General features: G+C 43.9%; 21 protein-coding genes. 3 read left to right on the top strand and 18 right to left on the bottom strand.

Annotation, left to right across the window (positions count from 1 at the left end):
* Positions 1–14: 14 nt before the first annotated feature.
* The 4 genes from LZG73_RS19925 to LZG73_RS19910 all read right to left on the bottom strand — a co-directional run bounded on the left by LZG73_RS19925 (position 15) and on the right by LZG73_RS19910 (position 4,955).
* A complete protein-coding gene (locus tag LZG73_RS19925; protein WP_233853909.1) occupies positions 15–1,316 on the bottom strand; it encodes an LVIVD repeat-containing protein in 1,302 nt (433 codons plus the stop codon).
* A 193-nt stretch (positions 1,317–1,509) separates the two neighbouring features.
* Positions 1,510–2,739: a serpin family protein gene (locus LZG73_RS19920; RefSeq protein WP_233853907.1), complete on the bottom strand. Its 1,230-nt coding sequence runs from the start codon at positions 2,737–2,739 to the stop codon at positions 1,510–1,512.
* Positions 2,740–2,860: 121 nt separating this feature from the next.
* The gene (locus LZG73_RS19915) at positions 2,861–4,417 is read right to left on the bottom strand and encodes a hypothetical protein (protein ID WP_233853905.1); all 1,557 of its coding nucleotides are present in this window, start codon (positions 4,415–4,417) and stop codon (positions 2,861–2,863) included.
* Positions 4,386–4,955, bottom strand: a complete 570-nt coding sequence (locus LZG73_RS19910) for an RNA polymerase sigma factor (RefSeq protein ID WP_233853904.1) — start codon at positions 4,953–4,955, stop codon at positions 4,386–4,388. Before LZG73_RS19910 ends, LZG73_RS19915 begins: the two co-directional genes overlap by 32 nt.
* 284 nt (positions 4,956–5,239) lie before the next feature.
* Between LZG73_RS19910 and LZG73_RS19905 the strand changes: the two genes are divergently transcribed.
* Entirely contained in the window at positions 5,240–5,536 is a 297-nt protein-coding gene (locus tag LZG73_RS19905) for a muconolactone Delta-isomerase family protein (RefSeq protein ID WP_233853903.1), read from the top strand.
* 62 nt (positions 5,537–5,598) lie between these two features.
* On the opposite strand, the gene LZG73_RS19900 is transcribed toward LZG73_RS19905, so the two are convergent.
* Positions 5,599–6,084, bottom strand: coding sequence for a GAF domain-containing protein (locus tag LZG73_RS19900; RefSeq protein WP_233853902.1), 486 nt, complete (start codon positions 6,082–6,084; stop codon positions 5,599–5,601).
* A 136-nt stretch (positions 6,085–6,220) separates the two neighbouring features.
* Between LZG73_RS19900 and purU the strand changes: the two genes are divergently transcribed.
* A complete protein-coding gene (gene purU / locus LZG73_RS19895; protein WP_233854222.1) occupies positions 6,221–7,030 on the top strand; it encodes a formyltetrahydrofolate deformylase in 810 nt (269 codons plus the stop codon).
* 139 nt (positions 7,031–7,169) lie between these two features.
* Here purU and LZG73_RS19890 read toward each other — a convergent pair whose 3' ends face one another.
* From LZG73_RS19890 to ilvD, 13 genes are all read right to left on the bottom strand, one after another.
* Entirely contained in the window at positions 7,170–8,327 is a 1,158-nt protein-coding gene (locus LZG73_RS19890) for a 2-isopropylmalate synthase (protein WP_233853900.1), read from the bottom strand.
* Positions 8,328–8,591: 264 nt separating this feature from the next.
* Positions 8,592–9,662: a 3-isopropylmalate dehydrogenase gene (leuB, locus tag LZG73_RS19885; protein WP_233853899.1), complete on the bottom strand. Its 1,071-nt coding sequence runs from the start codon at positions 9,660–9,662 to the stop codon at positions 8,592–8,594.
* 54 nt (positions 9,663–9,716) lie between these two features.
* Complete coding sequence (locus LZG73_RS19880; RefSeq protein ID WP_233853891.1) at positions 9,717–11,288, bottom strand: alpha-isopropylmalate synthase regulatory domain-containing protein; 1,572 nt, start codon at positions 11,286–11,288, stop codon at positions 9,717–9,719.
* Positions 11,289–11,309: 21 nt separating this feature from the next.
* The gene (gene leuD, locus LZG73_RS19875; protein WP_233853889.1) at positions 11,310–11,906 is read right to left on the bottom strand and encodes a 3-isopropylmalate dehydratase small subunit; all 597 of its coding nucleotides are present in this window, start codon (positions 11,904–11,906) and stop codon (positions 11,310–11,312) included.
* 18 nt (positions 11,907–11,924) lie between these two features.
* A complete protein-coding gene (gene leuC, locus LZG73_RS19870; RefSeq protein WP_233853888.1) occupies positions 11,925–13,328 on the bottom strand; it encodes a 3-isopropylmalate dehydratase large subunit in 1,404 nt (467 codons plus the stop codon).
* Between the two features lie 201 nt (positions 13,329–13,529).
* A complete protein-coding gene (locus LZG73_RS19865; RefSeq protein WP_233853887.1) occupies positions 13,530–13,871 on the bottom strand; it encodes a DUF86 domain-containing protein in 342 nt (113 codons plus the stop codon).
* Positions 13,864–14,151, bottom strand: a complete 288-nt coding sequence (locus LZG73_RS19860; RefSeq protein WP_233853886.1) for a nucleotidyltransferase family protein — start codon at positions 14,149–14,151, stop codon at positions 13,864–13,866. The genes LZG73_RS19865 and LZG73_RS19860 overlap by 8 nt, the downstream gene beginning before the upstream one ends.
* 51 nt (positions 14,152–14,202) lie before the next feature.
* Positions 14,203–15,051, bottom strand: coding sequence for an AraC family transcriptional regulator (locus tag LZG73_RS19855; protein ID WP_233853885.1), 849 nt, complete (start codon positions 15,049–15,051; stop codon positions 14,203–14,205).
* A 1-nt stretch (position 15,052) separates the two neighbouring features.
* A complete protein-coding gene (gene ilvA, locus LZG73_RS19850; RefSeq protein ID WP_233853879.1) occupies positions 15,053–16,309 on the bottom strand; it encodes a threonine ammonia-lyase in 1,257 nt (418 codons plus the stop codon).
* 116 nt (positions 16,310–16,425) lie between these two features.
* Positions 16,426–17,472 (bottom strand): ketol-acid reductoisomerase, encoded by a 1,047-nt coding sequence (ilvC, locus tag LZG73_RS19845; protein ID WP_233853877.1) that lies wholly within the window; start codon positions 17,470–17,472, stop codon positions 16,426–16,428.
* A gap of 61 nt (positions 17,473–17,533) precedes the next feature.
* Positions 17,534–18,067: an acetolactate synthase small subunit gene (gene ilvN, locus LZG73_RS19840; RefSeq protein WP_026631940.1), complete on the bottom strand. Its 534-nt coding sequence runs from the start codon at positions 18,065–18,067 to the stop codon at positions 17,534–17,536.
* Between the two features lie 18 nt (positions 18,068–18,085).
* Complete coding sequence (gene ilvB, locus LZG73_RS19835; protein WP_233853875.1) at positions 18,086–19,846, bottom strand: biosynthetic-type acetolactate synthase large subunit; 1,761 nt, start codon at positions 19,844–19,846, stop codon at positions 18,086–18,088.
* A gap of 39 nt (positions 19,847–19,885) precedes the next feature.
* Positions 19,886–21,571 carry a dihydroxy-acid dehydratase gene (gene ilvD / locus LZG73_RS19830; RefSeq protein ID WP_233853871.1) on the bottom strand — a complete coding sequence of 562 codons (1,686 nt, stop codon included), beginning with the start codon at positions 21,569–21,571 and terminating at the stop codon, positions 19,886–19,888.
* Between the two features lie 319 nt (positions 21,572–21,890).
* Between ilvD and murQ the strand changes: the two genes are divergently transcribed.
* Positions 21,891–22,694 (top strand): N-acetylmuramic acid 6-phosphate etherase, encoded by an 804-nt coding sequence (murQ, locus tag LZG73_RS19825; protein WP_233853869.1) that lies wholly within the window; start codon positions 21,891–21,893, stop codon positions 22,692–22,694.

Genomic DNA, 22,694 nt, shown 5'->3' with positions numbered 1-22,694 from the left:
GACGATGAATGAAGTTAAATCGCTTTACCGACAGGAATTTTGCTAAGCAGTCGCAGGTCGCGCGGATTGCTTGCGTCGTATTGGTAAAAACCGTCCTTCCCGATCAGCAACAGTGTTTTTCCCATTGAAATCACATCATATGCGTCAATGTCTTTGAAATTAGCCAACTGATTTTTATCAACATTGAATTTATCTTTTATATCAAAAACTTTCAACCCGAGCTCGCCTTCGCAAAGATAAAGTGCAGGGAAATCGATGCTTAATCCATGCGGATTTTCCATTTGATAACTCTTGATAAGCTGAGGAGCAGCCGGATTGCTGATATCCACCAGATCGAGCTGGTTTTGTGTTCCCTGGCATGCTGTGCCCGTGCGCAATGTTACGTATGCAATGTCATCATGCACAACAACCGGGTCGCAGGCGCGTCCATGCTGGAATACGGAAAGTTGCTTGGGCGCTGCGGGATTGCTGTTGTCGTAAATGAACATGCCTGTCGATGAACCGATAAACAGTTTGTCTTCATACGGAAAAATCGTTTCTATACCCCATCCCATATTTACAACGGCAAAATCTGTTGGTTTCGAGGGCGTTGCAATGTTGAACAAATGCAGATCATTTTGCCCGACGGTGTAAAGGAAATTTTGATGCAATGCAAAACGAGACATTGAACCGGCCTGACCATTGCTTCCCGCAGCCTTGGGTGCGGACGAAGAAGCGCCGGAAGAGAAACTTGAAAAAACGGCCTTATCCACAAACCAGCCCCCCTCCCACCAAGACGTGGGCACAATGTCTTCTTCACAATTCACTTCTACGATCTCAGTAACGAGCTCAACGTCCTGATCATTGATTGCGCCCGTTGACTCATTCAGCGTCCAGAATCCCCCGTCAAAAGTGCCTGACTTGAAGACGTTTTTGACCCGATTGAGTTCAATAGGATTCGATGGATCACTGATATCGATGGCAACCAGATCGGAAAAGCTGTCGGCGTATAAAATGTTGTCGCGGACTGCAATGTCGCCATTGCCCGGAATTTTAATGAACGTGACAGATTCGGGGTGCGAGCGGTCTTTGTTATTGATCACATGAATGCCTTCTTTCACCTCATTTACAAATAGATAATCTCCTTTAACATACATTTTGCCAGGATGTTCCATGGCCCTCGGTGACTGTTTTCCAACTTGTGTGCGCAGCTCCATGAGCGAGCGTGTCACATTGTTGAAACGTCTTGTAACGCGCGTTTCTTTGCATTGATCATTGCATGACCAGAAGGTTGTAGCGGCAAAGAAAATGAGTAAATGTAGAAGTTTGACTTTCATAGCGTTAGCGTAAAGAGGATAGTAAAAATTACATTTATACTTGGTTGGGTTATGACACAAGCACGCTTTGAAAGGTTGTAAGCCTTTAAAACAAAATCGTCCGAAAGCAAGGCCTCCGGACGATAACGCACCCCGAAAATGCCAGGGTTCCTGGCATTTTTTATCTTTAATATTTTATGGCTAATAGATAATGTTACTTGCTTTCCGGGTTGTTAATTCTGCCCATGAAAAGAATTGTATTTGAAGTATTTTCGCTGATAATTAGTGCAAACGGGCGATCACAAACGATCCGATTATTTGGGCCGGCTGATGTGACACCAACCCCAATTGAGGTGACTGCGGCAGCTTCGGTTCCTTTTTCATCAATGCCCAGATAAGTATCCTGCTTAACAAAATCCACAAACAAGTCCGCTTTTTCATTAATTTTTCCGAGCTCGGCTTCAGAAGTGAAAGCTTTTTGAATGAACATTTTTTTAAGCGTTTCTTTCAGTTGGGCTGAATATTTCAACGTAAATCTCGGTAAACCCACCTCAATGCTCGTCTCTGGTGCGTTGCCAAGCCTTTCCCAATCGTCAGGATTCAAACTACTGAGCATTTCGTCAACTGTATTCTGTCCTTTTGGGACCAATAATGTCATATTAAACTGCCCATTCGCGTAAGGAAGCCGGACCATGCTGTAAGCTTCTGCGCTGAAAGTTTTGAAACTGGATTTGGCGAACATCATTTTAACTGGCTTCTCGCTGCCGTTTTGCAGTCTGAATGTTTCGTCAACGGTCTTTTTTGCATCAAATTGATGCTTCCAGTCGCCTTTAAAATACAAGGCATTCAACAAAAACATTACGTGATCAGGCTTAATTTCCTCTATGACTTGCTGAATCTTGCCATTGGTTTTATCACTCGCCCACTGGTTAATTTTCGCTTTGGCAGCATTATCGAAAGGGAGGCCGGTTGCCTGTGCATTAAAAGAATTCTTCAACACCGTTTGAAAATCCGGCTTAACATCGAAGCCGCTTTTGTACCAAATCGAATTAGCAAGGCCTAGCGTTACTTTCGAATCTGCAACAGGCAGGTCATTAATCAGTGTTTTGTAAGCATTATTAAGGTCATCAATGGAAACGCCTTCCATTTCGAGGGCTTTGCGTATTTCATCAGCCGTGCCTTCCTCAGCACCATTAAGCAGCATTCCGAGCGCCATATGCAGGCTCAACGGCGAAACGAACATGTTCTCATTTGCCGGCTGGGTTTTCTGCAATGTGTGAAGAAACTTGAATGCAAAATCATTGGTCCCCTCCGAAATGCGGGATGAAATCTGGATCGGATTCACCTTGTTCACTTCACCTGGCCCAACATTGTCATTGGTGCAGCTTACCCACATGCCGGCGACGACAACGGGGGCAAATAATGATGTAAGGATTTTATTCATGGCTAACAGATTTTTTGCAAATCAGTAAGATTAGCACGATGTAAGTGCATGCGTCTTAAAAGAATCTACATTGGTTAGATTCACAAATCGAAAAAATGGTTGTAACCGATTGGATTTTTTTTTAAAAAGAATAGCGCATTCCCCATGAAACACCATACAGTTGCGGCCGTGAATCCAGGCTTTGATTGGACCTGAAACCGGACGTTACAGATTTCTGATAAGACCCGGTGAGGTTCGCATTCCATTTGGACGAAAGCTTATAACTGAACCGAAGCCCAGTAGTTGCAGCCCAGTTCATGTGGCGATATATTTCGTCGCTCGCTTTGGTCGTAATGATCTCACCAGAAGCCGATTCCAGTTCGTTGCTCAGGAAGAAGTTGGCCATCATGCCGCCCAGAACTGAATAGCTTAATTTCTTTTCCGGATAAATTGTAAACCCTGCCTGAACGGGCAACTGTAAATATTGATAATTGTTGCTGACCGTTTTGGCTACGTCAATGTAAAGCGCGCCGTTATTGGCAAAAAAGCCGTTTTTGTCCTGATAAGCATTGTTTGGCGTTGGCGCTAATCCTGCAAGCGCATTTTCCAAAACATTTGCAGATCGGTTATTGAATGCACTTAACACATATCCGCCGCCTTCATAACTCGAATTTCCTTTCAAATAACTCACGCCCATTTCCAACGACCAATGCTTCGAAAGTTTCACGCCACCCTGCGTTTGGACCGCATAAGAAACACCCGATTCACTCGTTCCGGAAACTGATTTTTTACTTGACAAATTTTGATTTGTGAAGCCCAGTGGCGCTTCTTTCACTTTAAGATTTGGATTGAATGACGCCGGCATCAGGCTCAGTGCAGCGTAATAATCCCTGCTTTTTAAAGGCTCAACCGGTTCTTCAACCTTCAAATCTGGGCGGAAAAAGATGTAACGCTTTTGCATATGCACGTCCAAGTCGCTGTAAGGCAAAGCAGAAAGCATGGCCAACGCCATTTCGGATTCTGCAATGGCAGTTGCTGGCACCAAGGAATTTGTGTTTTCCGGCGCTTCTGTTGCTATCACAGCATTGCTGTTTGCTTTATTAATTGGAGCGCTTGGTGACTTATCAACTTTCGCAAGCGTTGAGTTCTTGTCTATCGTCGCCTGATTATCGGCTTCTTTTGCAGCTGCAATCGTTGCTGCCGAATTGCCTTCAACACCATTTTGTCTTGTTGGCGAAACATTGCTTTCCGATTGTTTCACCGCAGCCAGCACTTCCCTGTTTGACTGATTTGCAGATTTACCAGACTTTGCGGAATATTCAGCCACATTATTTTCGGATGCAATTTGAGCAGACGCAGCGGCAGCGCTATTCACAGCAACAGCCGTTTGCGAATCGCTTTCAGCAGTTGCACGTTCTTTCGCAGTTTGAGTTGAAGCGATTTCAACGTTGGGCTTAATCCCATTTTTTGAATTGGAATACCAAATCCCGCCGACCAATAACAGCGCAGCAATGGACGCTGCAGCATACCAAATCTTCGGAGACTGCCACCAGAGCGGCAAAATCATTCCTTTATCTTCCTGCTGATCGAGACGCGCTTCGATTCCCTCCCAAACGGATTGAGGAGGAGCTTCGGAGGCTTCTTTCAAAGCCTTACGCCACTGATCTTCAAAATTGTTTATCTCGGACGGATCCATCATTAAATCTTTTTTCTTTGTTCAATTTTTGTTGAAGAAGCCCTCTCGCCCGCGCATATTGCGACTTCGAAGTTCCTTCTGATATGCCCAGCTTTTGGGCTATTTCATTATGCTGATAACCTTCAATGGCATAAAGGTTAAATATGGTCTGGCATCCGATGGGCAGCTCCTGAATCACTTCCATGAGTTGCCTCAGCTGAAAATCCCCCAATGTTACTTCCTTATCAGCAATGCCATTATGGTGTAAATCAATGTCATCCAGGTCTTTCAAATGTTTCTGCTGCCTCAGATGGTTCAATGCTGTGTTCACCACTACAGAACGGAGCCAATACTCTAATGGGCTATCGTTTCTGAATGAATCTATATTTTCATAAATTTTGATAAACGCATCTTGCAAAACATCCTCTGCATCGATCCGGTTTTTAGTGTAACGCAGGCATATAGCAAACAACTTTCCCCCGAAGACGTCATAAAGTTGTCTTTGGGCAGTCCGGTTGCGCTGCTTGCAGCCTTGCACTAATTCCTGTTCGTTAAAGGTCATCCGAAGTTTAGGGGTGCTTCGTTCGGTTTATTATTATAAAAATCAGCACCGCTATCCCAAAGATAGTTGAATACTGCTTCACGGCTAACGGATTGCGCAATTCTGAAAGCTCCAATTCGTAATAGGTTTGACACAATCGACATTGAAATGGTTGGAAAAAAGATAAAAAGGTTTTGTCATAATGTTTGCTACATTACATGCAGGAACTAATCATTGTTACATATCCTTTTAATAAAAAGTGAGTAAACGCTAAGGTATTTCTGTACACCTAACTTCTATCACCAATGAGCCAATACATGGTTGAAATTCAACTTCCGGCTGTTATGTCGGAAGATTTTACAGCGAAAATACCTGCTCAGAGAAAAAAAATTAATGAAATGATGGAGCAGGGACGATTGATGTCCTATGCCCTTTCGGACGATTATTCCAAACTTTGGTGCGTGGTAAGAGCAGAGAGCGAGTTTGAGGTGATGTCGCTCGTGTCGGAGTTTCCGCTGATTGATTATATGGATCCAAAAATATCCAAACTCATGTTCAACAATGTTGTTGCGTTGAGGCTGCCGATGTTTTCTTTAAATTAAGCATTGTCAAAATAGAAAAAGCCTTGCTATTTACGGATAGCAAGGCTTTTTTGCGTTTTAGGCTATAATTTTCTCTCTATTAACCTGATGATTTTTTGCAATTCCTGTGCATCCACTTCGCTGAAATCGTCGAGCTTGTCGCTGTCCACGTCCAGCACCATTGCAACAGTTCCGTTTCTGTGGAAAACAGGCAATACGATCTCAGACTTTGAAGCCGAGTTGCACGCAATGTGACCTGGGAATGCCTCTACATCCGGCACAATGATGGTTTCTTGTCGCGTGTAACTTGCTCCGCAAACGCCTTTGTTAAACGCAATTCGTGTGCAAGCGATTGGGCCCTGGAATGGTCCGAGCACCAATTGTCCTTCCTTAGCAATGTAAAATCCAACCCAAAAAAAGCCGAATGCTTCTTTCAGCGCAGCAGCAACATTGGCCAGATTGGCTATTAAATCGCTTTCGGTTTCAACCAATGCCTGAATTTGAGGAAACAGCGCGTTGTAAACAGTTGCTCTGTCGGTGTCCGTCGGGACGATAAGTTCTTCTGCCATTTTCAATGATATTTATAAAGAAGCAAACAGTCATCCGCGTCTATAAGTTACCGCAGCCTTTGGAAAATGTAAGCGGTTAAATGCTAATTTTAAGTTCAATTAGTTCAAATCAATGATCCAGAGACATATTTTATTAATGGACGGCCCTGATCATAAGGGGCTAATTTACCAGGTGACGCGGATACTTTTTGCTCACAATCAAAACATTATCCGCAATGATGAATATGTAAGTCCTTCCAAATACTTCTTTATGCGGACGGAGTTTGAGGGCGAAACGGATATTGATAAACTAATGGAAGTGCTGAAATCGGACCTCCCAACCGGACTGAACCTGCGCATTAATCCAAAAAAGAAAAAGGACATTGTTTTAATGGTGACGAAGGAGCATCATTGCCTTGGCGAGTTGCTGATCCGTTATGCTTTCGACGAGTTGGATGCAACCATTCTTGCTGTGATTAGCAATTACAACACATTGCAGCCGCTGGTGGGAAAATTTGGCATTCCTTTTCACTTCATTTCGCACGAAAATCGCTCACGTGAGGAACACGAAGAAGCGATTCTGCGAACACTGGACATTTACCGTCCGGAATATCTGGTTTTGGCTAAATATATGCGCGTGATCACGCCAAATTTTGTCGATCATTTCCCTAACAAGATCATTAACATTCACCATTCTTTCCTCCCGGCATTCATCGGCGCGAATCCTTACAGGCAAGCCTACGAGCGCGGCGTAAAAATTATTGGAGCCACAGCGCATTTTGTAAACAACGATTTGGATGAAGGACCAATCATTGCACAAGACGTAAAATCTGTCGATCACCGACAAACGGCGTCGGATATGGCTACATTAGGAAGGGACACGGAAAAGGGTGTTTTGTCGAAGGCTTTGAAGCTGGTTTTCAATGATCGTGTGTTTATCCACGGCAACCGAACCATTATCCTATAACAAGAAAAAAGCCCTTAGTCAGAATCACCGAGGGCTTTTTGCAATCTGATGGATGTTATTGAATGTGTAATGTTACAAATAATTCTTTAAAACATCAAATTCAGATTCAGCGTGTTACGCTTTTTTAATGATTTTCTAATTATTCAACCGGGATGGCAGTTCTGGCCAAATCAACAAGATCTGCGTCGTTCACTTCCTTCTTCAAATCGGCCACTTCCAGGAACCTTGTGTACAATTCATCCAATGTTGGCTTGTCGAAGCTGAATCCAAGTAATTCTAGGCGATGTTTCAAAGCATGACGACCGCTACGGGCTGTAAGCACGATGTCAGATTTGTCGACGCCTACATCATGCGGATTCATAATTTCGTAATTCAATGTGTTTTTCAAAAATCCATCCTGATGAATTCCCGAAGAATGCGCAAATGCATTACGGCCCACAATGGCCTTATTGGCCTGAACCGGCATGCGCATCATTTTCGAAACCAACTGGCTCGTCGGATAAATGAACTGCGTATTTACGCCTGTTTCTAAACCCAATTCTTTATGCACATTTAAAGCCATCACGACTTCTTCCAAAGACGTATTTCCAGCTCTTTCACCAATGCCATTAATGGTAACCTCAACTTGGCGCGCTCCCTGGCTGATTCCAGCAATAGAATTTGCGGTTGCCAATCCAAGGTCATTGTGACAGTGAATAGAAATTACAGCTTTATGAATGTTGGAAACGTTCTCGAAAATGTATTTGATCTTATTGCCGTATTCGTCAGGAAGGCAATAGCCGGTTGTATCCGGAATGTTAACCACCGTTGCACCCGCTCCGATCACCGCTTCAACCAATTGCGCAAGGAAAACAAGGTCGGCTCTTCCCGCATCTTCGCAGTAAAATTCCACGTCCTCAATCTTCGATTTGGCATATTTCGTTGCAGAAATGGCTCTTTCGATAATCTTTTCCCGCGTCGTGTTGAATTTATGCTGAATGTGAATATCCGAAGATCCAATTCCCGTGTGAATTCGGCCGCGCTGCGCATATTGTAACGCATCCGCCGCCGCGTCAATGTCACCCTGCACCGCACGTGACAACGCGCAAATGATAGGCTCACGAACCGCTTTCGATATTTCAACCACAGAACGGAAGTCGCCAGGGCTTGAAACCGGGAAGCCGGCTTCGATAATGTCTACACCGAGTTTTTCGAGTTGCTTGGCAATCACAATCTTTTCTTCTGTTGTTAATTGGCTGCCAGGAACCTGCTCGCCGTCGCGCAAAGTCGTGTCGAAGATCTGAACTCGATTACTCATTGGTGGGTATTAAAATTTTAATGGATACGAATTTAATAAATTTCAAACAATATAAAACCCTTTCCGGGTTAGAGAAAGGGTTTTAAACGAATCAAAACGCAACCTTTCCCGTCTTCACGGTTTTAGCAAAATACTTAGATTAAGGTTTGATTCGAGTGCGTTCATGATTTCAAGTTGCGAAATTTCGCTAACATTAGATTTGTTCTGCAAAGAAAGCATAAGTTTTCTGCTGAACAAATATTATTTGGTAAATCTTCTTTAAAATCAGATTCTTTTCAAAAGCTCTGTTCCAGCCGCTTGCGTGTTCAAAAGCAAATGCACAGGTGTCGAAGCGTCCGCAATATCCTTTGTTCTGAAACCGTCTTTTAACAGCTTATCAACCGCTGCAATGATTGCATCTGATTCTTCTTTCAAACCAAAAGAAATGTCAAGCAAAAGCGCCGCTGAAAGAACAGAAGCCAACGGATTAGCTATGCCTTTGCCCGTAATGTCGTGCGCAGAACCGTGAATTGGTTCATAAACGCCCGTGCTATCGCCCACAGAAGCAGAAGCTAACATGCCCATTGATCCTGCGATTTGGCTTGCTTCGTCCGTCAGAATATCTCCGAACAAGTTGGCTGTAACGACAACATCAAAGCGTCTTGGATCTTTAATCAGCAACATTGCCGCCGAGTCCACAAACTGATGCTCAACTGTAACATCCGGATATTCAGGAGCAAGCGCCTGGATCACTTCTCTCCACAAACGGCTTGTTTCCAGGACATTAGCCTTATCAACTGACATTAATCTTTTGCCGCGCGTGCGAGCAGCTTCAAATGCCTTACGGCCAATGCGCTCCACTTCATATCTGCTGTATTCCGCAATGTCGTAAGCCGTGTTGTTATCATTTTTACGACCTTTTTCTCCAAAATAGATATCGCCCGTAAGTTCGCGGAAGAAAAGAATATCCGAGCCTTTCAGGATTTCCGGTTTAATAGAAGAAGCGCTCAAAAGCTCGTCGAACAACTTGATTGGACGCAAATTGGCATACAAACCAAGCTCTTTACGCATTTTGAGCAAGCCTTGTTCCGGACGCACTTTTGCAGTCGGGTCATTATCGTATTTAGGATGGCCCACCGCGCCGAAAAGGATCGCGTCAGAGTTCCGCATTTTTTCCAATGTTTCATCAGGAAGCGGGTTTCCAGTTGCCTCAATCGCAACGTGGCCCATTAATGCTTCGTCGTAGCTGAATTCGTGGCCGAATTTCTCCGCAATTTTCACCAAAACACTTTTCCCAACTTCTGTAACTTCCTGTCCGATTCCATCCCCCGGAACGATTAGAATATTTTTCTTCATTAATTGTTGAATTGATAATCAGTATATTATAACAATATTTTAGTCGATAAAGCATTACATTGCCGTAACCATCGGAATTTCTGCAATCAGCTCAGCGCTAGCCGGAATGCCAATCAAATTCAGCATTTTCTGCGTTGCCATAATCGCCGAAACGGTTTGATCGGAATCTAGACCTCTGGTTTTAACATCCTTACCATTAATTGCCCAGGTAATGATCGTCTCGCAAAGGGCGTCCGTCTTGCCACCTGGCGGAATGCGCACTGCGTAGTCAGTCAACATAGGCAAACTGATACATTTTCGGCTGTAAATCTTTTTCAATGCATTCATAAAAGCGTCATACTGACCGTCTCCCTGCGCATTTTCTTCAAAAACTTCTTCACCAAATTTGATCTGTAATGTGGCCGAAGGCTTCAAATTTTTAGAATGCGTTAACACATAATTGACGATCACAACCTTCTCTTCAATGGCATTACTTGCCAGAATGTCGGAAATGATATATGGCAAATCCTCAGGCGTCACCGCTTCTTTCCGATCGCCCAGTTCAATAATTCTCTGCGTAACTTTTTTAAGATCCGAATCAGAAAGTGAGATCCCCAGATCCCTTAGATTATTCTCAATATTCGCTTTCCCAGAAGTTTTTCCCAAAGCATAAAGCCGCTGACGACCAAATCTTTCGGGCATTAACTTGCTGAAATAGAGATTATTCTTTTTATCTCCATCGGCATGAATGCCAGCCGTTTGCGTAAAAACACTCTCACCGACAATGGGCTTATTAGAAGGAATCCGAATCCCGGAAAACGTCTCAACGAGCTTACTCACAGAATACAATGACCGCTCGTTAACGGAGGTCTTAAACTCCGGCATCAAGTCATTAATCACCGCAATTGTGCTCGCCAGCGGCGCATTGCCCGTTCTTTCACCCATTCCATTGACCGTCAAATGCAGCCCATGCGCTCCTGCGCGCAATGCTTCCATGACATTCGCAATGCTCAGGTCATAGTCGTTATGTGCGTGGAATTCGAAATGGCTATTTGGATAACGGTCAACAATGGCTTTTACGAAACTATAAGATTCTGAGGGAGTTAGAATGCCCAACGTGTCCGGCAAAAGAATCCTTTTGACCGGCTGCGTAACCAGGAAATCAAGCGATTGGAAAACATATTCAGGGGAATCCCGCATGCCATTGCTCCAATCTTCGAGATACACATTGCAATCAATGCCGCTGTTTTCAGCCAGCTCAATGACCTTCCGTATGTCTTCAAAATGCTCCTGAGGCGATTTTTTAAGCTGATGTTTCAAGTGATTCAGCGAACCTTTGGTCAAAAGATTCATCACACGCGCACCAGAGGCCAGCATCCAGTTAATGGAAGCATCGCCATCCACAAATGTCAGGACCTCGATTTTATCCAAAAAACCGTTCGCCTTTGCCCATTCCGTGATTTTTTGCACAGCCTGAAATTCTCCTTCCGAAACCCGGGCAGAAGCAATTTCAATGCGGTCCACTTTCACTTCCTGCAACAGGATTTGCGCAATGGTCAACTTTTCTGTTGCGGAAAACGACACACCGCTGGTTTGTTCACCATCGCGGAGTGTCGTGTCCATTATTTCAATATAGCGGCTGTTCATAAGGGGCTTGCGGCCAGCGCTTTAATAAATTCTCTCTGCTTCAAACTGCTTTATCTCGACTTTCATCGCTTGAAGATAGTCGATGTCGTCGAAGCCATTCATCATGTTATGTTTTTTATAACCATTGATGTCAAAAGATTCAGATTCGCCAGTGCTAACTATCGTGATCTTTTGTTTTTCCAAATTTACTTCAAACTCAGCATCTGGATCTGCCTCAATGGCCTGGAAAATTTGATCTAAAAATTCTGGGCTCACCTGAACAGGTAAAATACCAATATTCAATGAGTTACCTTTAAAAATATCTGCAAAAAAGCTGGAAACAACGCAACGAAAGCCATAATCGTAAATCGCCCAGGCAGCATGTTCACGGCTTGATCCGCTTCCGAAGTTATGCCCGCCAACCAGGATTTTCCCTTTGTAAATCGGATTGTTTAGTACAAAATCCGCTTTTGGTGTATTATCACCATTGTAACGCCAATCGCGAAAAAGGTTGTCACCAAATCCTTCGCGCTTGGTTGCTTTTAGAAAACGCGCAGGGATAATCTGGTCTGTATCAACGTTTTCGATCGGCAAAGGAACTGCCGTACTTCTTAATAATGTGAATTTATCGTATGCCATGTTAATGTCGGGTTTGAATTAAAGAAGATCTCTCGGGTCTGTAACTACTCCGGTTACAGCAGCAGCCGCAGCCACCAACGGGCTAGCCAGAAGCGTTCTTGCGCCTGGGCCTTGACGACCTTCGAAATTGCGGTTTGAAGTGCTGACAGCATATTTTCCAGCTGGAATTTTGTCATCATTCATCGCCAGACAAGCTGAGCATCCGGGCTGACGAAGTTCAAAACCGGCTTCTGTTAGAATGTCCAAAATTCCTTCTTCTCTAATCTGCGCCTCCACAATGTGTGAGCCTGGAACAACCCATGCCGTTACGTTATCAGCCTTCTTACGACCCTTCACGATAGAAGCAAACGCGCGGAAATCTTCAATGCGACCGTTTGTGCAGCTTCCGATGAAAACATAATCAATTTGCTTTCCTAACATCGATTCATTTTCATGAAAACCCATGTAAGCCAATGACTTATCGTACGTAGACTTTCCACCTTCAACTTGTTCCGAAGTTGGGATATTCCTAGAAATTCCCTGACCCATTCCCGGATTTGTTCCGTAAGTAATCATCGGCTCAATGTCAGCCGCATCGAAAGTATATTCTTTGTCAAAAACAGCGCCTTCGTCTGTTTTCAATGTTTTCCAATATGCCAATGCTGTATCCCATTTCTCTCCTTTTGGAGCCTGGTCACGGCCATTGATGTATGCAAATGTAGTTTCGTCCGGAGCGATCATGCCGCCGCGTGCACCCATTTCAATGCTCATATTACAAACCGTCATACGGCCTTCCATGCTCATTTGTTCAAAAACATCACCTGCGTATTCAACGAAATATCCTGTTGCTCCGGCAGTTGTCAGTTTGGAAATGATATAAAGCGTAACGTCTTTTGGTGTAACTCCTTTGCCTAACTCTCCAACAACATTAACACGCATTTTCTTAGGCTTAGGCTGCATAATGCATTGCGAAGAAAGCACCATTTCAACCTCGGAAGTCCCTATACCAAAGGCAATTGCGCCAAAAGCACCGTGCGTGGATGTATGCGAATCCCCGCAAACGATTGTCATGCCGGGAAGTGTAATTCCATTTTCAGGACCCACCACGTGCACAATTCCGTTTCTGGCGTGGCCAAGTCCCCAATGCGAAATGCCGTATTTTAATGAGTTGGTTTCCAATGCTTTCAGCTGATTTGCAGAAAGTGGATCCGCTACCGGAAGGTGTTGGTTAATCGTCGGTGTGTTGTGGTCGGCTGTGGCAAATGTTCTTTCCGGATACATTACGCCAATTTTTCTGCTTTCGAGACCCAGGAATGCAACCGGACTGGTTACTTCGTGGATAAAATGACGGTCGATGAAGAACACATCCGGACCATCTTCAATTTTGCGAACAACATGTGCGTCCCACACCTTGTCGAAAAGGGTATTTGCTTGATTACTCATTTTTTTATTATTAAAATTTCGCCTCTTCAAGACTGACTTCTAAGAAATTGCGAACTAAACCGCTGTTTTCTCAAAAGGAGAACTGAGTTTACAAATTACCATAAATTCAAGGTAATAAGTATAACGTTAAAGGTTCAAAAAATAGTGATTTTGGTTTTTCAAAGAAGTTTGAGCGGAAATTGTTATTGGAACGTGAGTAGATCAATGTTCATTCGTCATTCTGAGAAGTGCTTCTTTTAGTGGAGGTAAGTGCACTTCGATAATCCGCCAGACTATTTCATAATCTATTCCGGCATAATCGTGAACAAGAATGTGCCTGGACCTGATGATTCGCATCCATTCAATATCTGGATAACCATCCCGAATGTCCTTCGGAACGCGATTAGCGGCTTCACCTAACACTTGGATATTTCTAATTACTGCGTCACGGGTTTTTCTATCATTCAGAAAGTCTTCAAAATTCATCCCGGCAGTATAATCTAGCACAGTTTCCACTGAATCGAGCATATCCGAAAACAAGATTGACGGAGCTCTTTCAGACATAAATTAGATTTTTTTCAATGAAAGGCAGTAAGGGAGCCTTCAAGCCCTTTTTACTGACAAGATCAACTTTTGCTTGCAGCACGTCTTCCAATTCCATTGCGAGATCAATGAATTCAAATCCAACAGGAGCTGAGAATTCAACAAGAATGTCCACATCACTCTTCTCGGTCGCCTCATTTCTGGCATAGGAGCCAAACAAAGCCATTGATTTCAAAGGATATTTGTTGAAAAAATAACCTTTCGATTTATTTAGCCGATCTAAAACAATCTGAGTGTTCATGGAAATGAAATTTCATCATTCAATCTAGACTTTTTAAAACGGAATGCCAAATCAATTGTGCTTCTTCGGAGTCCTCCCATGCTTCTCTTTATATGTCTTTATAAAATGTGAAACGCTCTCATAACCAATCTCCGTGCTAATCTCAGACACATTTTTAGTGCTGTTTCTCAACAAAAAGTCAGCATAATCAAGCCTTTTATTTTTGAGCCACAGCGCAGGTGATGTTTTGAATTCGTCTTGAAAATCTCTTTTAAATGCGGAAAGGCTTCTTCCGGATAAACGCGCTAATTCGTCCAATGTTAATGGTTTCAAATAATATGTGTTCATCATGAACGACAAATCAGCTTTTTCACCTTTGTATAAACTGTAAAGAATAGCACGGAGTTGTTTTGAATCGTCGAGTTCTAGTAAATGAAGCAATAACTCCTGGAATTTCAGACGAAGGAAATGATTCTTCAACTCAGTCCTGGATTTGAAATACGGAAAAACTGATTGGATAAACTTCTCAAAGTTCTCATCGGATTTTAGCAGCAAAATCGGATTTTCGAGAACTGGCGTTGCTTTTGCAGGATTGAAAAGTTCAGGATGCAGGCTGACGAATTCTTTCAATAGTTTTTCATCAAAAAAGAAAACAAGGCTTTTGTAAGACTCATTAATCGATTCCGACATTAAGTAAAAACCACGCTGTACAAAAAGAATGTCGCCTTTCTCAACATGCACTTCCTGCGTCGGACTCGTAAATTTCTTTTCCCCCTCCAAAACCACAATCACCGCATGTTCCTCAAAAAACACATCATACTTGGACGGATAAACTTCATTGCGATAGGCAACAAAAGTCATATCCTGAATCTTCAAAGACTCAAATTCCTGAGAGCTGATATCAGAAGGAACGCGCAGCATATCAGACCATAAATTGAAACAAATCCGGCTGATCATTCAAATACTCGTAAACCACCCGATTCGCGTCCATTCGTTCAATTAACGGTGCGAAATCTTCGCGGTTTTTTAGCTCGATGCCTACTAGTGCCGGGCCTTGCTCACGGTTCGTTTTTTTTACGTACTCGAAACGGGCAATGTCGTCGTTTGGACCGAGGACATTCAGGAATTCGCGGAAGGCGCCGGATCGTTGGGGGAAGCGGATGATGAAGTAATGTTTTAAGCCTTCGTAAAGTAACGAGCGCTCTTTGATTTCTTCAGTTCTGGTAATGTCATTATTGCCTCCACTTATCAATGCGACGACATTTTTGCCTTTAATTTCATCTTTTATTAAATCCAATGCAGCAACGGTAAGCGCTCCGGCTGGCTCGGCGACGATGGCTTCTTCGTTGTAAAGTTGTAAGATTGATGAGCAAACTTTGCCTTCCGGAACGAGGATTACTTTGTCTAGGCTCCTGCTGCAAATTTCAAAAGTGATTTCACCAGCTCTGCGAACAGCCGCTCCATCGACAAACTTATCAATGTGCTCCAATGTGACGACATGCCCATCTTTTATTGCCTGATACATTGTCGGCGAACCTTCGGGCTCAACTCCTATCAGTTTTGTTCTGGGTGAAAGTTGTTTAAAAACGGTTGAAATGCCCGACGCCAAACCTCCGCCGCCAATGGCCATTAACAAATAGTCAATCTTGAAATCAGCATCTTTGAAAATCTCCAAACCCACGGTTCCCTGACCTTCAATCACTTGCAAATCATCAAATGGATGCACAAAAACAGCTTTTGTAACAGTTTGATATTCTTTCGACGCATAATACGCATCGTCATAAGTGTCTCCGACCAAATGAATCTCAATCCATTCTTTTCCAAATAATCTAACCTGCTTGATCTTCTGCGCTGGCGTGGTGGTCGGCATGAAAATGGCTCCCTTCACCTGCATTTTCCAGCATGCATACGCTACTCCCTGCGCGTGGTTTCCCGCACTCGCACATACAATGCCGCCTGCAAGCGCCTCTGCAGACAGGCTAGCCATTTTGTTGTAAGCGCCGCGAATTTTGTAAGAGCGAACAGTTTGCAGATCTTCCCTTTTCAGATAAATATTGGCCTGATATTGCTCTGAAAGATGTGCATTATAAAAAATCGGTGTGTGGTTAATAATGCCTCTAAGCCTTTCAGCTGCAAGGAAGATGTTGTCTAATGTCGGAGCGGAGTGAACTGTATCCATTGCTGTGAATGAAAAAAGCCTTGCATGCTGCAAAGCTTCTATATTTTTCTTTTTTCAATTTTCAAACATTGCCGGGGGCTTAAGCCCCCGGCAATGTTTGAAAATTGAAAAATTATTTAATTATTTTCCGGGCGCAAGCTGCGAACAGTTTTGCCGGCTTTCCACATTTCTGATTCGCGAAGCTCAGCCAATTCTTCTTCCAGTTTCACGCGGTAATCCGATTGTGAGTTACGTGTGATGGAGATTCTAGCTTGCTCGCCGCTTTTTACAGAGTTGTAAAGTTGTTCAAAAACAGGCTTAGTAGCGTCACGGAAAGGTTTCCACCAGTCCAATGCACCACGCTGAGCTGTTGTAGAGCAGTTTGCGTACATCCAGTCCATGCCGTTTTCAGCAACAAGCGGCATCAATGATTGCGTCAATTCTTCAACTGTTTCGTTGAATGCTTCCGATGGAGAGTGACCATTTGAGCGAAGCACTTCATATTGTGCTGCGAAAATTCCCTGAATAGCACCCATCAATGTGCCGCGCTCGCCAGTAAGATCAGATGTAACTTCACGGTAAAAATCCGTTTCGAACAAATATCCTGAACCAACACCGATTCCCATTGCGATACATTTCTCACGTGCTTTGCCTGTTGCATCCTGGAATACTGCAAAAGAAGAGTTCAAGCCTTTTCCTTCTACGAACAAACGACGAAGTGAAGTTCCTGATCCTTTTGGAGCAACCAGATACACGTCTACATCAGCAGGAGGGATAATTCCAGTTTGATCTTTATAAGTTACACCAAAACCGTGTGAGAAATACAATGATTTTCCGGCAGTAAGGTTAGCCTTAACAGTCGGCCATAATTCAATTTGAGCGGCGTCGGAAAGCAGGTAACAAATGATTGTTCCTTTTGCCAATGCTTCTTCCAATTCGAAAAGTGTTTCGCCAGGAACCCATCCGTCAGCAACGGCTTTGTCCCACGATTTACCTCCTTTGCGTTGACCAACGATTACATTGAATCCGTTGTCGCGCATGTTCAAACTTTGGCCTGGGCCTTGTACGCCGTAACCAATTACAGCTATGGTTTCGGTAGAAAGTACTTCACGTGCCTTTTCAAGAGGAAATTCTTCACGGGTTACTACTTCTTCTTCGAGCCCGCCGAAATTTAATTTTGCCATTGATTATTGATTGGATTATTGATTACTCGATTTAAAAACAATATTAGGTAAAGTTGCCCGACTACTGATAATACTCCCATTCGGCCTCAGGAAGATAATCGACCAGCGTTTGGGGCGATTTGCTCACCGCAACACGTCCCGATCTTACGAATTCCAGGATCTCGTGTGGTTTGATATAGTCAAAAAACTCAAAAATTTCTTCTTCCGTGCCCGTCTTCTGAATGATCACATAAGTCAGGTGCCAGTAAACGACCCAGGCTTTGTATGTCTTGTTAATGGTCTCTATGTCAAGCGGTTTTGCGCCGATTGGTGTTGAGATTTTAAACAATGCGATCTCGTTGTAAGCGATATCGTCATTGAGATAACCAAAAACAGCCAGCACTTCAATCACCTTACGGATCTGGCGGACGAGCTTTTCAACGGCATCGCGCGACTCATGGCGAATGACGATGGTAAACCTTGAAATGCCCTTGCGTTCCGTTTCGGAAACCGTAAGACTATCAATATTAATGCGTCTGCGTGTCAGAATGGTGGTAATCTTGTTCAGAATACCAATCGTATTTTCTGTAAAAACACAAATGGTGTATGTTGTCATGATCAATTAATGTCTATTTTATTCCAATCTGATATCTGCCACGCAAGCTCCGGTTGGAACCATTGGGAACACATTTTCTTCTTTTTCTACCAACACTTCCAATAAATAAGGCTTGTCGGAAGCAAGCATTTTATCCAGTGAATCATTCAGGTTTTCCCTTGCGCTGCAAGTGTGGCCGTCTATTCCAAAACCTTTTGCAATGGTGATAAAGTCAGGATTTTGCAGCTCAACGAATGAATAGCGTTTCTGGTGGAAAAGTTGTTGCCACTGGCGCACCATTCCAAGGAAATTGTTATTCAAAATAATGATCTTAACAGGCAAACCGCTCTGTGCAATGGTTCCCAATTCCTGAATCGTCATTTGGAAACAGCCGTCACCAATAATCGCAACAACCTCACGATCAGGCGCTCCCACTTTCGCCCCAAATGATGCGGGCAATGCAAAGCCCATTGTTCCTAATCCACCGGAAGTGATGAAAGAGTTCGCTTTTTTAAACTGATAGTAACGCGCAGTCATCATCTGGTGCTGGCCCACGTCCGCAACGATCACCGCTTCGCCTTTTGTTTTATTTGAAAGCGTGCGGATCACCTCAGCCATTTTGATCTTTTCCGTAGTCGGAGCAAGTTCGGGCTGTGTAATCTTTTGATCTTCAATCGCATCGTATCGCTTAAATTCCTCACGCCATGCTTCATGATTACTTTCTTTCACCAAAGGAAGCAGCATTTCAAGCGCCCTTTTGGCATCACCCACAACAGGTGCGTCCGCTTTTACGATCTTGTCAATTTCAGCAGGATCAATTTCAATATGAACAACCTTCGCCTGCTTTGCATAACGGCTCAAATCGCCTGTTACACGGTCATCGAAACGCATTCCTATCGCGATAATGACGTCGCATTGATTGGTCAAAACATTGGTTCCGTAATTTCCATGCATTCCCAGCCAGCCCACATAATTCGGGTGGTCAACGGAAACAGACGAAAGTCCGAGCAATGTTGAAGCAGCCGGAATGTCTGTTTTTTCAAGAAATTGAATTAATTCAGCTTCGGCATTGGCAATCTGAACGCCATGTCCGAAAAACAGGAACGGACGTTTTGCATTGTTGATCAATTTTGCAGCCGCGGCAACTTGCTCTTCTTTTGGAGACAAACGCGGATGGTAACTAACCAATTTTTCACATTTTTTGTGAACAAAAGGCCTCGTCATCAACTTCTGCTGCGCATCCTTAGTAATGTCGATCAGGACTGGTCCCGGACGACCGGATTTTGCTATATAAAATGCTTTGGCAATAATTTCAGGAACTTCATCCGCATTGGTAATCTGGTAATTCCATTTAGTGATCGGAATGGTAACGCCCATCACGTCCGTTTCCTGGAATGCATCTGTTCCCAGCAAATGAGAAGCCACTTGGCCAACAATGCAAACCATTGGTGTTGAGTCAATTATCGCATCAGCGATCCCGGTTACCAGGTTCGTTGCTCCTGGGCCGGATGTCACCAAACAAACCCCCACTTCACCCGTGATGCGCGCAAAACCTTCGGCTGCGTGTGCCGCACCTTGCTCATGACGCACCAAAATGTGGTTAACCTGCTCCTGATAATCGTAAATCGCGTCATAAACCGGCATAATCGCCCCACCCGGATATCCGAAAATGGTCTCAACGCCCTCCGCGATCAGCGACTGGATCAACGCATGTGAACCATTGATCAACTCCGGCTTAGCTATCGCGGCCACCGGCTCAACAGCTTGCAATGTCTGTGTTTGATTTTCATTAAATCCCATGACTCCTCTATTTATTTAGTCGGGTGAATTTTATGCTTATTACGCTTCGTCCGTTACGCAACCTTCGCTGGCGGATTTTACGGTTCTGATGTATCTTCCTAGCATTCCTTTTGTGAAAAGTGGCGCGGGCTGAACCCATTGTGCTTTTCGTGCTGCCATTTCTTCGTCGGTAATGTGCAATGTTAACTGGCGTGTGTTGGCATCGATAGAAATGCGGTCGCCGTCCTTAACCAATGCAATTGGTCCGCCGTCAAAAGCTTCCGGTGTAATGTGGCCAACCACAAATCCGTGTGTTCCGCCTGAGAAACGACCGTCTGTGATAAGTGCGATTTTGTCTCCTAGTCCTGCGCCCATTACTGCTGACGTTGGTTTTAACATTTCCGACATGCCTGGGCCACCTTTTGGACCCGCATTACGGATTACAACCACGTGACCTGCTTTAATCTCACCTTTTGAAAGCATGTTGATGATCTGCGACTCATGCTCGCAAACCTTTGCTTCGCCATCGAAAGTCATCCCTTCTTTTCCAGTGATTTTCGCAACCGCGCCATTTGGCGTAAGGTTACCATACATGATCTGAATGTGACCGCTTGATTTAATGGCTTGCTCCAATGGGAACACCATTTTTTGTGTATCAAAATTAAGATCCGGCGCTTCTGCAAGATTTTCGGCAACCGTTTTACCGGTTACTGTAATGCAATCTCCGTGAATCAAACCTTTGGAATACAAATATTTAGTAATCGCAGGAACCCCGCCGATTTCCAGAATATCTTCCATGTAATATTTACCACTCGGTTTCAAATCCGCGATAAATGGCGTACGATCTGAAATCGCCTGAATGTCGTCCAATGTTAACGAAAGACCTGCTGAACGCGCAATCGCCAGGAAGTGCAATGCTGCATTCGTGGAACCTCCAAGCGCCATAACCACAGTTAATGCGTTTTCCAGCGATTTTTTCGTGATGATTTCTTTTGGCGTAATGTTCAGTTCCAAAAGCTTTTTCATCGCAGCGCCGATTTTCTTACATTCATCCTGCTTGCCTTCATGCGTAGCCGGGTAAGAACTGCTGAATGGCAAGCTCATTCCCATTGCTTCAATGGAAGCCGCCATGGTGTTTGCCGTGTACATACCACCGCAAGCGCCCTGACCAGGAATTGAATTTTGGATAACGCCTTTAAAATCTTCGTCTGAAATGTTGTTGGCAAACTTCTTCCCAAGCGCTTCAAATGCAGAGACAATGTCCAGTTTTTGTCCCTTATAATGTCCTGAACGGATCGTTCCGCCATAAACCATGATCGCAGGGCGGTCCAAACGTGCCATCGCCATCACAGCGCCCGGCATATTTTTATCGCAACCCACAACCGCAATTACACCGTCATACCATTGTGCAGAAACCACTGTTTCAATCGAATCAGCAATAATGTCACGACTTGGCAGTGAGTAACGCATTCCATCGTTTCCATTGGTCATCCCGTCGGAAACGCCGATTGTGTTGAAGATCAAACCGACCATTTCATTAGCGGTTACACCTTGTTTTACATAAACAGAAAGCCCGTTCAAGTGCATATTACAAGGATTTCCTTCGTAACCTGTGCTCGCAATGCCAATTTGTGGTTTGGCAAAATCCTCTTCTTTCAACCCGATGCCGTAAAGCATAGCTTGAGCAGCCGGATTGGTAACTTCTTGTGTTAGGGTTTTCGAAAATCTGTTAAGTTCTGTCGACATGGTGAATATGTTGTAAATAAAAACACCTCATTCAGTGCGGTGAGTGAGGTGCCAGGTTATATGCGATCGTCCTCACTCACGCTAACACGTGACTAGAATTAGAACTGGGAAGATCAAAATGTATTTCATTAGCGTAATTTTATTCATTAGCGAAATTTCGCTGATTTGCTGTTGGTGATACAAATTAGAAGGGTATCTTTTTATTTTCCAAACATTCGCGCGTTTTTAGAAGATATTCTGAGATTAGTACCAAATTATACTTTGCTAATTGATGATTTGACGAAAATATTTAATTTTGACCATTCCAAAATCCAATCTTATGCTAACCACCGAGTCGTCTTCCAATTACCAGGATCTTGAAAAGATGAGTGTTCAGGATATTTTGTTTTCCATAAATAAGGAAGACCAAACCGTCCCGAATGCCGTTGAAAAATCCATCCCGCAGATAGAAGCGCTTGTGTCGCAGATCGTTCCACGCATGCAGAAGGGTGGACGGCTATTTTACATTGGAGCGGGAACGAGCGGCAGATTAGGTGTTGTGGATGCTTCAGAATGTCCGCCTACATTTGGCGTTCCGTTTGATTTGGTGGTTGGAATTATTGCCGGCGGTGATAAAGCGATCAGGAAAGCAGTTGAAAATGCCGAGGACGACTGGAATCAGGCCTGGCTGGATTTGGCGCCTTATAATTTGACAGAAAAAGACACATTAATAGGCATTGCAGCCTCGGGACGAACGCCTTACGTGATTGGCGGACTGAATGAAGCGCGGAAAGCAGGCTTGTTAACGGGTTGTGTTGTTTGTAATGATGGCTCGCCTGTTGCACAAGCAGCGGAATTCCCGGTTGAAGTTGTCGTAGGGCCTGAATTTTTGACGGGAAGCACGAGAATGAAATCAGGAACTGCGCAGAAATTGGTCCTGAATATGATTTCTACCGCTGTAATGATCCGTCTGGGAAAAGTGAAAGGCAACAAAATGATTGATATGCAGCTTACCAATGAAAAACTGGTTAATCGAGCACAGCAAATGATTATTGATGAATTGAATGTTGCGCCGGAAGAGGCAGAAAAGTTGCTTAACCAATATGGAAGCGTTCGCGGCGCAATTGAATCCGTGCAAAAATAA

Source organism: Dyadobacter sp. CY326 (genome assembly GCF_021390515.1).
Lineage (GTDB): Bacteria > Bacteroidota > Bacteroidia > Cytophagales > Spirosomataceae > Dyadobacter.
This window is presented reverse-complemented; position numbering and strand designations above follow the sequence as displayed.